At 27.0% G+C, this 12,435-nt stretch carries 13 protein-coding genes and 1 tRNA gene; 8 read left to right on the top strand and 6 right to left on the bottom strand.

Annotated features, from left to right (window positions below):
• Nucleotides 1–31: 31 nt before the first annotated feature.
• A complete protein-coding gene (locus UDIV_RS02450) occupies nucleotides 32–1,912 on the bottom strand; it encodes a hypothetical protein (protein WP_038102872.1) in 1,881 nt (626 codons plus the stop codon).
• 125 nt (nucleotides 1,913–2,037) lie between these two features.
• Here UDIV_RS02450 and UDIV_RS02445 point away from each other — a divergent pair.
• A tRNA-Gly gene (locus UDIV_RS02445) sits at nucleotides 2,038–2,111 on the top strand.
• 103 nt (nucleotides 2,112–2,214) lie between these two features.
• On the opposite strand, the gene UDIV_RS02440 is transcribed toward UDIV_RS02445, so the two are convergent.
• From UDIV_RS02440 to UDIV_RS02420, 5 genes are read right to left on the bottom strand one after another with little or no spacing between them, the layout of a single operon-like run.
• Nucleotides 2,215–3,069 (bottom strand): DUF3196 family protein, encoded by an 855-nt coding sequence (locus UDIV_RS02440; protein ID WP_038102870.1) that lies wholly within the window; start codon nucleotides 3,067–3,069, stop codon nucleotides 2,215–2,217.
• The gene (locus tag UDIV_RS02435; protein WP_231428085.1) at nucleotides 3,026–3,778 is read right to left on the bottom strand and encodes a DUF402 domain-containing protein; all 753 of its coding nucleotides are present in this window, start codon (nucleotides 3,776–3,778) and stop codon (nucleotides 3,026–3,028) included. The genes UDIV_RS02440 and UDIV_RS02435 overlap by 44 nt, the downstream gene beginning before the upstream one ends.
• A gap of 9 nt (nucleotides 3,779–3,787) precedes the next feature.
• Complete coding sequence (locus UDIV_RS02430) at nucleotides 3,788–4,315, bottom strand: hypothetical protein (protein WP_038102868.1); 528 nt, start codon at nucleotides 4,313–4,315, stop codon at nucleotides 3,788–3,790.
• Complete coding sequence (gene hrcA, locus UDIV_RS02425) at nucleotides 4,302–5,381, bottom strand: heat-inducible transcriptional repressor HrcA (protein ID WP_038102866.1); 1,080 nt, start codon at nucleotides 5,379–5,381, stop codon at nucleotides 4,302–4,304. The genes UDIV_RS02430 and hrcA overlap by 14 nt, the downstream gene beginning before the upstream one ends.
• A 5-nt stretch (nucleotides 5,382–5,386) precedes the next feature.
• On the bottom strand, nucleotides 5,387–6,106 hold the full coding sequence (locus UDIV_RS02420) for a hypothetical protein (RefSeq protein WP_038102863.1): 720 nt from the start codon (nucleotides 6,104–6,106) through the stop codon (nucleotides 5,387–5,389).
• 93 nt (nucleotides 6,107–6,199) lie between these two features.
• On the opposite strand from UDIV_RS02420, the gene UDIV_RS02415 reads away from it, so the two are divergent.
• The 7 genes from UDIV_RS02415 to mnmE all read left to right on the top strand — a co-directional run.
• A complete protein-coding gene (locus UDIV_RS02415; RefSeq protein WP_038102861.1) occupies nucleotides 6,200–7,042 on the top strand; it encodes an MPN551 family DNA-binding protein in 843 nt (280 codons plus the stop codon).
• Nucleotides 7,027–8,220: a tRNA uracil 4-sulfurtransferase ThiI gene (gene thiI / locus UDIV_RS02410; protein WP_038102859.1), complete on the top strand. Its 1,194-nt coding sequence runs from the start codon at nucleotides 7,027–7,029 to the stop codon at nucleotides 8,218–8,220. The genes UDIV_RS02415 and thiI overlap by 16 nt, the downstream gene beginning before the upstream one ends.
• A gap of 4 nt (nucleotides 8,221–8,224) precedes the next feature.
• Nucleotides 8,225–9,181: a DHH family phosphoesterase gene (locus UDIV_RS02405; RefSeq protein WP_038102849.1), complete on the top strand. Its 957-nt coding sequence runs from the start codon at nucleotides 8,225–8,227 to the stop codon at nucleotides 9,179–9,181.
• A 44-nt stretch (nucleotides 9,182–9,225) separates the two neighbouring features.
• Nucleotides 9,226–10,098: an alpha/beta hydrolase gene (locus UDIV_RS02400; protein WP_038102848.1), complete on the top strand. Its 873-nt coding sequence runs from the start codon at nucleotides 9,226–9,228 to the stop codon at nucleotides 10,096–10,098.
• Nucleotides 10,076–10,750: a dTMP kinase gene (gene tmk, locus UDIV_RS02395; protein ID WP_051749461.1), complete on the top strand. Its 675-nt coding sequence runs from the start codon at nucleotides 10,076–10,078 to the stop codon at nucleotides 10,748–10,750. The genes UDIV_RS02400 and tmk overlap by 23 nt, the downstream gene beginning before the upstream one ends.
• Nucleotides 10,750–11,538 carry a hypothetical protein gene (locus UDIV_RS02390; protein WP_038102846.1) on the top strand — a complete coding sequence of 263 codons (789 nt, stop codon included), beginning with the start codon at nucleotides 10,750–10,752 and terminating at the stop codon, nucleotides 11,536–11,538. Before tmk ends, UDIV_RS02390 begins: the two co-directional genes overlap by 1 nt.
• A 1-nt stretch (nucleotide 11,539) precedes the next feature.
• Nucleotides 11,540–12,435 (top strand): tRNA uridine-5-carboxymethylaminomethyl(34) synthesis GTPase MnmE (gene mnmE / locus UDIV_RS02385; protein ID WP_038102844.1); only part of this gene is annotated, 896 nt, incomplete at its 3' end.

Raw genomic sequence — 12,435 nt, 5'->3', positions numbered from 1 at the left:
ACTACAAGTCTTTTGATATGTTAATAATTAATTAGAATGAAGCTTTACGCATTCATGAACAAATTTCATGTTCTAGATCATCTTTAATTTTGTTATCGTCGTTATTAACTAATAAGAAGTAACCATCATCATCACTAATGAAGTTGAAGTGATCAAATGAAATATGTGCATTATTCATAATGCTATGTAATTGTTTAATGTGTTGGTGAAGAACTTCTTTTTTAGGTTTTTCATCTTCATTAAGATAAGCTGTTAGTTCTTCAATTAATTCTGGTTCTTGAGCAAGTATAGAATTATCTAAATATCTAGATCAAGTGAAGAATGTACTTGCTTCTTTAGGTTTTTGTTCAAGTACTGCATATAAACGCATTGAAATTGGTTTTTCTTCATATTCCACATAAGGAACATTAATAACATAACTTCTTCCTCTAAAATAAACAGTTACAGGATCAATTCGTTTATGAGTAATGTATGTTACTAATTTTAAATCAAAAACATTAACTCCAAAGTTTGTTCTCTTATTTTCATGAACAAAGTAGAAATCAACATCTGATGGATTTTCTAATGATAATAATTCTAGGTTTGTGAATTTTTCAGCTAATGTGTTTGATATGTAATTAGTTGGTTGGTTATATTCTTCAAAAATATAATTACTACCAATTCTATATTTATTATCGTTATGGTATCATTCACGAGAAATAACAGGGCTTAAGTTAATATAAACAAAGTTTCTAATGAATTCAGAAGTTAATAATTTAGTTTTAGCTAAAGCAAGTTTAATATTATCAGCTAATGTGTCGTTGTGTTCAGTTTTTAGTAAACTTGAAAATCTATACGGTGGGTGTTTTGTAAAGTAGTAAGCTAAATCTGCTGTATCGTTTGCTGGTGTTAGAAGGTGATCACCTTTTTTATAAATGGTATTATCAGCTGATACTCTTGCTCAATCTAAATATTGTTCTTGTGCAAGTGGAGTGAAGTATTCATATAAAGATTGTTCAATATCTAAACTATGTTTTCCTCCTCCGATTCCATATCGCATTGAGAACTCATGGTTAGAGAATAATGATTTATCACGTTTTTTAATTGTTTGTGCGTGAGTTGTAAAACTAAATTCAGGTTTGAAGTTTGTTTTTTGTACATATCAATTACGAACATCAATTCTTGGTGTTGGTTCATCATGAGTTGCAACAAGGGTGTGATTTTCAACTCGATCTTCATCTCTAATAGTTACAACAATTGAAGCACTAGTTCTTACTGTATCAATTCAAAATTCTTTATAGTTAGCTAAGAAACAGTCTGTACTTTTAAAACGAACATTTAAACAGTTGCTAAATCCAACAATTTGTCCTTGTTTATGAGTAGGAAGTCTCATTGTTTCTATAACAGCTAAGTTAGGTGTAGGACAAAGTTCTAAACCATTTGCTCAGAAGATTTCTTGAGCAAATTTATAAGGAGTCACTTTTTCCATTACCTTAAAGATAATTCGGGCTTTTTCTTCGTTTGTTTCATTAATTATCTTTTGATTATTAGCAGCAAATATATTGTAATCTTCAATTACTTTTTTGTTTTTAAAGTAAATCGGTAATAAAGCAAAACCAATGATGATAAAACAAGCAATGATAATAAAGATATTACCTACCTTTTTACCTAAAATTCCATCACTTTTATAACGACTAGAAACTTCACTTTTAATTTGTTTAATTTTTAGTTTTAATAATTCTGTTTTTTCAACTTGTTCTTTATTTTCAGCTGTGATTTTATCTTCAATAGCAGCTAATTTATCATCAATACTAGAATTAAATTCAGCATAATATCCATTAATTGGATCACTAATTAGTTGTTGAATCTTTTCTTTATTTAATCCCGTTTTTTGTTCGGTTTTTTCTTTTTCTTGGATATCGATTTGTTCCATATCAACACCTCTAATGTATATTTTAAATTATACATAATCCAGATTTTTTAATTGGTCTAAATATACTAAAAATAAAAAAATGAATATAATATATGGAAATGAATTATAATATATAGGTATTTTATGCAGATGTAGTTCAATGGTAGAACGCAACCTTGCCAAGGTCGAGACGCGGGTTCGATTCCCGTCATCTGCTCCATTTAAAATAAATAGCTCTTTAAGTAGAGCACAAATACCGTATGCAAAAAACAACACAGCAATGTGTTGTTTTTTGTTCTCTTCATATCTAAAAACCCTATTAACTATTCTTCATCAAACTCTTCATCATCTAAATACTCTTCTTGATCAGCTATCATTGCAAGCTCAAGAACAGAGACAAACTCTTTTTCTTGTTCATTTAAAACATGATCTCATTTAAGTTTTTTGTTTTCTAAAATTGATTTAGTAAAAGTATCAATTAATTTAAATAGTTGATCTGATGATATTGAACTATTAAAAGGGAAATAAGTGTTTGTACAAAAAGCTGATAAATGAGTTAGTAAGTTATAGATTTCTTGGTCTTTAATATGTTCATAATAATATTGTTCAAAAGCAATTCCAATATTATTAATACCAACTTGTTCTCATACTTGATAAAAGTTTTCAAACTCCTGGTTTGGTTTTAGTTTCATACTTTTATTAAAAAAAGAATTATAGTATTCTACTTCTATATCAATATTATTAACTACTAATAAATCAAAAGCTTGCAGTTTATCAGATGGTTTAATAACTTTGTTTTTAAAAAGACTTTCTAAAAAAGCAATATCTACTTCATTAAACTCATTAACAAATTTATAAATATAGAATTCTAACCAATGGATTGATAAAGAGTTTGTTTTAAGGTTATAAATTTGATTATAATAATCATTCTTAGTGAATTTAGCTTCGTTTTGTTCGATTCATTCCATTTCAGCTTCACGAATGATTTCATTAGCTTCAGATTGAAATCTTTCTAATGTTGGGATATCTATTAATGGGTTTTTGAATTCTAAAGATAATAAATCATAAGCATAAGAATAATCCTTATGCTCTTTTGCTTCTTTAACTTTTAATAAGATATCATCAAAGTATTTTTTAATGTGTTTCTTTTCGTTTTCGGTTAGGGGTCTTTTGTTCATTCTGTTTTATATTCTTTTTCTTTTTGTAATAGTTACGACGTTTTTTGTAATGATGTTTATTTTTAGGTTTTTTAATATTATTAAGAGCATTAGTAATGTTATTACTTGTTTCACAATGAAGTTTAAGAAGAGCTTCTTTAGAGATTAGGTTTTTAAAATGGTTGTTTTTGATTTTTTTGATAATGTTTTGTTCTTCAACAACAATTTTATGGATTAAAGCTGGGGGATATTGATATTTAACAGTATTATCAAAAAACTCATCAATATCAACTTCTCTTCAAGAACCATCAGCTCCGATTTTAAAATCTAAATCAAAATCATAATACTTAATTGCTCTTTGTTCATAAATAAAAGGACTAGCTACATTAATATAGGTTTTAATACCATCATTATCAATACTGATGATTGTATTAAATCAATCATCCTTATTAAAGAATCAATAACTAGTTCTTTTTGTATAAGAGTTGAAGTTACGAAAAGTGTTTTCTTCACTTGTGATTACTTGACTTTTTGTTGAACATAAAATTAGTAAATCATCACTGTTGTGAACAACAATTGGATTTGATCAGGTTCGATATAATCAGCCATTATATTTATAAGCGTGAACCATTACTGGATCACCTATTTTTAATGAACTGGTATCTTGAAACTCTTCTTTGTTTGGTTTTGTATTAATATTGGATTTGATGCGGATTCTATCTTTAGACATAAAACAATCCTAATTTGTTTGCATAATTAATAAATTGATTAAAAAATCAATATTAAGACCATAATGACTTTTTAGGTTTTTAACACAATCAATGAATTCTCTGTTGCGATAACAAGCTAGATCAAAATATAATGGGTCATTATAGTTAAGTTCACTAAGTTTAGCATTAGCATTAATAAATGCTAGATAATGATAAAAATTATCTTTAAGTTCATTATAGAGTTGTTGTGAACTTGGGTTTATTAAATCAATGATTTGATGGGTGTAAGATATTAAAACATCATCATCAAGATGATGTGTTATTAAGTCTTCATAAATAACTTTGGTTTGATCAAAGAACTTAACTGCAAAAGGGGCATTAAAATATTGAAACATTTGCTCAGAAGCAAAATAAACAGAAGCTAATAAGTATCGATTAAAGGCTTTAAATCGGTAGTGAATTAGTTGATAATGTTTTAAAGAGATTTTCTTAAAAACATGCTCTAAGGGTTTAATAGCGATTTTAAAACCTTTGTTTAAGTGTTTAATTGTTGCCATCTTGTTTAGTTCCTGCTATTTTTTCAAGTTCAGCTTTAATAAAATCTAATAAAGCTTTTACTTTGGCATAATCCATTCTTGTTGGTCCAACAATTGATAATTGTTTACTACCTTCAGGTAGTTGGATTTGGGTTGAAGCAATAGCAAACCCTTCTTTACCAAAGCTATCCCCATAAGTGATATTAGTAGAACCATGGATTTTTTTAGTTAAAGAAATTTGTTCTCATACACTAGTATCTTCTAGTAAATTTAACATTTCTTCTAATTTCTTTTGATCTTCAAATTCAGCATGTTTCATTATATATTTTACACCAACATGAGTCATTGAATAAGATGGTTTCTTAGAATAAAAATCAAAGATCCGTTCCATGATCTCAGCTATAAAGGCTTCAAAAGCATGAACTTTATTACGAATGATATCTTTAATAGAGTTCATTTTATCTTTGATTTGTCATAATGGTGTATCTACTAAACGTTCATCTAAAACATTAATACATGTTGATAGATCTTCAAACCGAACATTAGGAGATAGATTGATGCTATGGTGGATGATTCGGTTTTTAGATGTTACTAATAAAACAATAGCTACTAGATCATTAGTTCTTACTAAATCAATTCTTTTTAATAATTCATTATCATACCCATCACTTATAACAGCTGGTAAATTAGTTACTTCGTTAATGATGTTAACTGATTCATTAAAAATTACATCAATACTAGCTTCACGTTGATATAAAATCTTTTTTAAACGGTCTTTAATTTTTTTATCAATTGGGGTTTGTGTTAGATTTTCATTATAAAAATTATAACCCTTAATTGAAGGGACACGTCCTGCACTTGTGTGTGGTTTTTCGATTAGTTCAAAACGCTCTAAAACAGCCATTTCATTACGAATAGTAGCTGATGATAAATTAGAAAAATCAGACTTTAATAAAAGGTTTTTTGAAGCAACAGGGACAGCTGTTGCTGTATATTCATCAACAATTGCTTTAAGGACTTTTTGTTGTCTTTCACTTAATTGTTGATTAAATACGACAATCTCTTTATCTTTTTTAACACCACTCATATGATCTAATCCCTTGGTGCAGTATATAGTTTATTAAAAGCAGTTAGTAAAGTATATGCTTTGTTATCGATTTGAACACTAATAAAATCAATTGTATCAATGATAAAGTTTTTAGCAAACCCAGCAGCTAATTTTTTAAAAGCAAAAAGATCAAAATCAAACTTGATTTCATGATCTAACATCTTTATTAACTTTTTATCATTGTCATATAAAGCAATTTGGTTTTTTTGTTGATCTAGATCAAGTTGTAATTGTTGGTTTTCATAATTGAAATAAAAAGTGTAAATATCATCTTTTTTTTCAAATCTAAGCAAAGTTAACGAATTAATAAATGAGGAGATATAACGGAAAAAATTCATTAATATTGTTTGGTTAAACTTATTGTTAATGAACTCTTGCATTACTTTTTCATTTTTGTTTGCAATTATAAAATAAGGAATCAAAATAAAAAGAAAAAATAATAAACCAACAATTACCATAGCAAGAGCAGGTGGGTTTAGTAGTATTGTTTGATCAACTGCTTTTTCTTTATTAACAAAAGCTCCACCAATCAAGATTGCAAAACCAATTACAAAAAGCACTAAACAAGCAATTAAACCAATTCCACGATATTTAGTAATCTTATCTTTTAGTTGTTCGTTCTCAAAGATATTTTCAACTTTTTCATTAGTTTTTAAACTATTTTTATAAAAATCTAGTTGCTGTTCAAATTTATTATGTTCCAAACTATTACCTCCAAATACTTACTTATATTATTATATAATGTTATATTAAGCTATTCTAAATCTAAATGCATAAGATGCTAGAAAGAGACTAAAATGCCATTCATCAAGAAAGTTAATGTTGATTTCAAATTAGAAGGCAACAGAATTGTTTTAAGTAAAGAATATTTAGCTAATTTTAAACATACTTTTTCTAAGATCACAGGTTCAAGAATTGGGAGTATTCTTAGTGTTAGTGATTACTCTAATCAAGTTAAAACTTGAGCTCAAATGGTAAAGATTTATAAAGAAGATATTGATAAAATTTACTCAGATGCTGGTAATATTATTGAACCTAAGATTAAAGATTATGTTGAACAAAAACTCAACATTAAATTTAGACAATATGATCCAGTAAAAATTAAATGAGATATTTTTACTGATAATAAAATCTTTGGTGGAATTCCTGATGGTGAACCAGTTGATGAAAATGGAGAATTATTATATCCACATGCTCCAATGTTAGAAATTAAAACAACTTCAATTGATTCTTTTAAATTCAAAATCGTTGATGAAGTATTAGTCTTACAAAAAGATAAAAGAAACTATCCAATTATTAAAAAAGAAAACGAAAAAAGAGAAAAATGATTTAAGAGTAATGGAGAAATTGAAATCCCATTAGACTATAAATTACAACTTGGCTTATATTGTTATTTACGTAACATTACAAAAGGTGTTTTTGGTATAGCTTTTTTAACTGTTGAAGATTATATGAATCCATATGACTTTGATGTTAATAAAAACGAAATTATAATTGTTGATTATGAAATTAATTTAAAAGATTTCAGCAAGATTTTAGAAGATGCTAAACATTGGTATGAAGAACATATCATCAAAGGAATTAGTCCTGAGTTAACTGATACAGATTTAAAGTGATTTAACATATGAACGAACAAATAAAGAACAAAATTATTTACATTAAATATGGTGAACTAACACTAAAAGGTAAGAATCGAAAAGATTTTGTTAAAGTGTTAACTAAAAACATCAAACTAGCTTTAGCTGATTTTGATGGTTTAGAATATGAAGTTAACTATGATAATTTAAAATTAAAAAACATCAAAGATGATAAAACAGCTGAATTAATCATTAACGAACTTGTTGATGTTTTTGGTATCCAAAGTATTAGTTATGCAACTGAAGTTGCTTTAGATTTAGAAATCATCAAAAAAACAGCACTTGGTATGTTAATTAATGCTAAAAACAAAACCTTTAAAATTGATGTTTCTCGAAGTAATAAAAACTTTCCTTTAAATTCAATGGAATTAGCACATAAGATTGGTGGACATGTTTTAGCACATAATCATAATTTAAAGGTTCAAATTAAAAATCCTGATTTATTAGTTCGTGTTGAAATCAAAAATGATTGTGCTGTTATTTATAATCAAAAAGTAGCAGGAGCGAACGGATTACCAGTTGGAGCAAATGGAAGAGCTTTAGTTTTATTATCTGGGGGAATTGATTCACCAGTTGCTGCTAAATTAGTAATGAAAAGAGGTTTATCTGTTGATTTCATTACTTTTATAACACCCCCACACACAAGTGTTGAAGCATTAAATAAAACAATTGAATTAGCTAAGATCATTACTAAGAATAACAAGTTGTGTAAATCAAATTTATATGTTTGCAACTTCACTAAACTTCAAGATGAAATTGCTCACATCTCAAAAGAAGCTTATCGAATTACTATTATGCGTCGTTATTTTATGCGTATTGCTAAACAAAAAGCAATTGAAACTAACGCATCTGCTTTAGTAACTGGAGAAGCACTTGGGCAAGTAGCTTCACAAACACTTGAAAGTATGCAAACAATAGCTAATGTACTTGATAATTTTCTATTACTTAGACCATTGTTAACTTATGATAAAAATGAAATTATTGAACTAGCTATCAAGTTTAAAACATATGAAACATCAATCCTTCCTTATTGTGATTCATGTTCGTTATTTGCTCCTAAAAATCCGGTTACTAAACCAAAAGAAACTGTTGCTAAATCACTAGAAGAAGAATCATTAGTAATTAATGATATTTGTGATCTAGTTTACAATAAAGAAATTACTAAAATTAAGTTAGGGTAGTTTTATGTATCAAGATCTAATTAAAAACATTATTGAGTTTACTTATGGAGCTTCTAAGATTAGTATTTTTGTTCACCAGAACCCTGATATTGATGCATTAGGAAGTGCTTTTGCTTTAGCTCGAATCCTTAGATTAAATACAGCAATCATGCAAGTTAAAATTGTTGGTATTCATAACCAACATGAAAAACATTTTAAAAACTTGTTTGAATTTGATAAAGAAGAAGTCGATGAACAGTATGTAAAAGATTCTGTTGGTTTCATTGTTGATACAGCTAATGATGAGCGAGTTTTAAGTAACTTAAATCATTTATGTAAAAAAACAATGTTAATTGATCACCATGTTAAAACAACCCCTTTTACAACAGTTAGTTATATTGATGATAATTCAATTGCAGCTTGTGAGATGATTGGTTTAGGATTAATGAACCAAAAAGACTACAACTACGACATTAAAACATTAAATTATTTATTACTTGGAATAACAACTGATTCAAATCGATTATTTTATGATAAAGTAAGTGCACGAACTTATCAATTAATGGCTTGATTTGCTGAAAATGGTGTAAAACACCATGACCTTTATTTACAACTTTATGAACGAAATCTAGAAGATTTAAAAATTGATACTTTCTTGTTAAATCAACTACAAGTTGATGAAGGCGTTGGTTATATTAAAGTTGAAGATAGTTGGGATGATCAATTTCACTTTAAACGTTGAAGTGATAAAGTCTATTTAATGAGTAATATCAAAGAAATTAAGATTTGATTTATTACTTATTATGATGATACAAAAGGTTTTTATAAAGTTTCATTAAGAAGTTCTAAATATCCTGTTCGCTTAGTAGCTGAAAAATATAATGGGGGCGGTCATAATTTAGCAGCAGGGTGTATATTAGAAACAATTGATAAATTAGATGATTTAATAAATGATTTAAAACAACTAATTAAAGATAATTAAAAATATAATATCTTTATTGATTATTAAATATGAGGAGTAATAGAATGGAATTAATTAAAAACCAACACATTAACTACTTTTTTGAACCAGCTAAAAGTGAAAACAAAAAAGGTAATATTATTTTTATTCATGGTTTTAATGCTTTACCAAGTTATTTTTATTTAGTTAGTGATTATTTCATTGAATATGATTGCTATTTCATTTGTTTACCAGGACATGGTTATACTAAAGTAGTTAATGAAAAAGATTTAAATCCGATTAGTTTTGCAGATGCTATCATCAATCTAATTCATGAATTAGATCTTAAGAAATTTTATTTATTAGGTCATTCACTTGGTGGAGCAATTGCTTGTATGCTTGCGGAAGCTTTGATTACAAGAGTTGAAAAATTAATTGTTGTTTGTCCATTCTTTTATGGTTTTAATAAAAAGATATTAGGTGCTTATGCACTATTACCTTGGTTTGCAAGAAAGCATCCAGATAAAGCCCTTAAGAAAATTTATTTTGATTATCGAAACAATTTTATTACTCACCCTAAAACAAGACCTGAAATTACTCCTTCAAGTCAAAATAAAGAAAAATATTTATGAAAACTATTACTTAATATGGGTTTTTCATCTGAAACACATAAACGACTTAAATATGCTCAAAGCAACTTAATAGTTCCTACATTGTTAATTAACTCAAAAAATGATCAGTTGATTGATTATAAAACAGCAGCTAAAAAGCTGGCTAAAACTAAAGATTTACAAATTTATACTTTTTATAAATCTGGACATATTCCATTTGTTGAAGAACCAGATCTTTTTTCCAAAGTTGTATTAGATTATTTAAATGATCGATTAGTTGAACAAACACAAAACGAAGAAGTTGAAGAATCAGAGGGTGATTTTATTGAACAAGAAGCAAACGAATAAAAAACCCTTATTTATTGTTTTTGAAGGAATTGATGGTGCTGGGAAAAGTACAGTTTTATATGCTGTTAGCAAACGTTTAAAAGCAAAAACAAAACGTAAAATTATCATAACTCGTGAACCAGGCGGAGAAAATTGTACTAGTGCAGAAAGTATTCGATCATTATTACTTGAAAACATCGATAATTTTGCTCCTACAACTTGTGCTTATTTATATGCTTCAAGTCGAAACGAACACATTCAAAAAGTTTTAAAACCAAACTTAGTAAATGATAATGTAGTGATTTGTGATCGATTTATTTACTCATCATATCTTTATCAAGGAATAGCTCAAAATGTTGGTTTAGAAAATGTTCGCTTAATTAATCAAGCAGCTGTTCAATCAATCAACATTGATTATGTTTTTTATTTTGATATTTCATACAAAAATGCAATGGCACGAATCGATCGAAGAATCGATACTAATTCATTTGATAACCAGAAAAAAGAATTCTATTTTAATTTATTAAAAAACTATCCTAAGATTTTATATGATCCAGTTTATAACCATAATGCTGAAATCATTATGGTTAATGCTAATTTAGATTTTGAATCAGTTGTTAACTTTATTGTTAAAAAAATAGCAAAGATCATTAAACAACAGGAGAATAGTTAATGATTAGTCATGCTAATTTATTGATTTTAAATCAAGCAGCTAATCAAATTGCTTATTTAAAAGAACAATTGATTGAAGTAATCAAAACAAAAACTAATAATGATCTTGATTTATACATTAATAAGATCAATAATGATCAATATTTAGATCTTGTAATCTTGGATGGAGCTAGTTTAAAGAAACAAGATTTAATCGATTTACAAAATCGATTTAATAATCCTGGACTTGAAAGTATTGATGTTAAATTTTATTTAATTAAAAACATCGAACAAGCATCTAAAATTGTTTTAAACTCATTATTAAAATTTGTTGAAGAACCACCATCAAACACCTTTGCTTTTTTTAGTTGCAAAGATGTTAATAAGGTGTTATTAACTTTAAGAAGTAGATGTAATTTAATTCAGCTAAAAGCTGATTATGAAACATTTAATAAATATCTTAATCAACTAGAAGTATATAATACTTATAACTTAGACTTAAAAACTATTTTTACTAATTTAGAAGATCTAGATGAATTAATTAATAGCTCATCTATTAAGGTTATATTTGATTGTTTTAATGTTTTTGTTAATAATACTAATTTATTAGATCAACTTAAGTTTGTTGATATCATTAAAGACTTTAGTGCTTTAATGATTAATTATTTAATTTCTTTACTTCTTAGTTTAGATCTAAGTATTAAACAAAAAGAAGCTTTATTGAATCTAGCTAATAAAAACAATAAAGCACTTATTAATAAAAATGTCTTTTTTACTTTATTGTGAAACATAATGAATTGGAGAAAATAAAATGACTACAATTGTTGCATTATCAACAGCTCCGATGAACTGTGCTATTCATATTATTCGGATCTCAGGACCAGCTGCTTTTCAAATCGTTAATAAAATAACTAATAAAGAAATTAAAAAAGAAACTTTTAAGATTCAACGAGCTTTAATAATTGATCATAATGAAGTAATTGATGATGTATTAGTTAATACTTTTGTTGGTCCCAAAACTTTTACAGGTGAAGATCTAATTGAAATCAACTGTCACGGGGGTGTGGTAGTTGCTAATATGATTATTAAGTTATTAATTAAAAGTGGGGCAACACCAGCTCAACGTGGGGAGTTTTCTCAACGAGCTTTATTAAACAAAAAAATGGATTTATCAGCTATTGAAGCGATTAATAACTTAGTGAATGCTAAAAATGAACTAGCAGCAAAAGGAACAGTTGGCGCTTTACTTGGTAAGGTTTCTAAAACGATCAGTAATTTTAGAGAACAATTATTTTTATTAATTGGTCAAATTGAAGTTAATATTGATTATCCAGAATATGATGATGTTGAACAAGTTGATGCTATTAAACTAAAAACTAGTTTAGAGCAATTACACAAACAAATAGCTAAAATTGTTCAATCATCAAAACGTTATTTACCAATTAATAAAGGGATTAAAGTATTAATCATTGGTAAACCAAATGTTGGTAAATCAACATTATTAAATGCTTTAGCTAATGAAGAAAAAGCAATTGTAAGTGATATTCCTGGAACAACAAGAGATGTTGTTGAAACAACCATTAACATTGATAACATCACTTTAAATATCTTAGATACAGCAGGGATTCATACAACTGATGATTTAATTGAAAACTTAGGTATTAATAAAGCAAAAAGCTTAATTGATCAAGTTGATCTAATTTTATA

The sequence above is a fragment of the Ureaplasma diversum NCTC 246 genome, from assembly GCF_000731915.1.
Classification (GTDB): Bacteria; Bacillota_I; Bacilli_A; order Mycoplasmatales; family Mycoplasmoidaceae; genus Ureaplasma; species Ureaplasma diversum.
The sequence above is the reverse complement of the archived record's forward strand: the minus strand, read 5'-3'. Positions and strand labels throughout refer to the sequence as shown.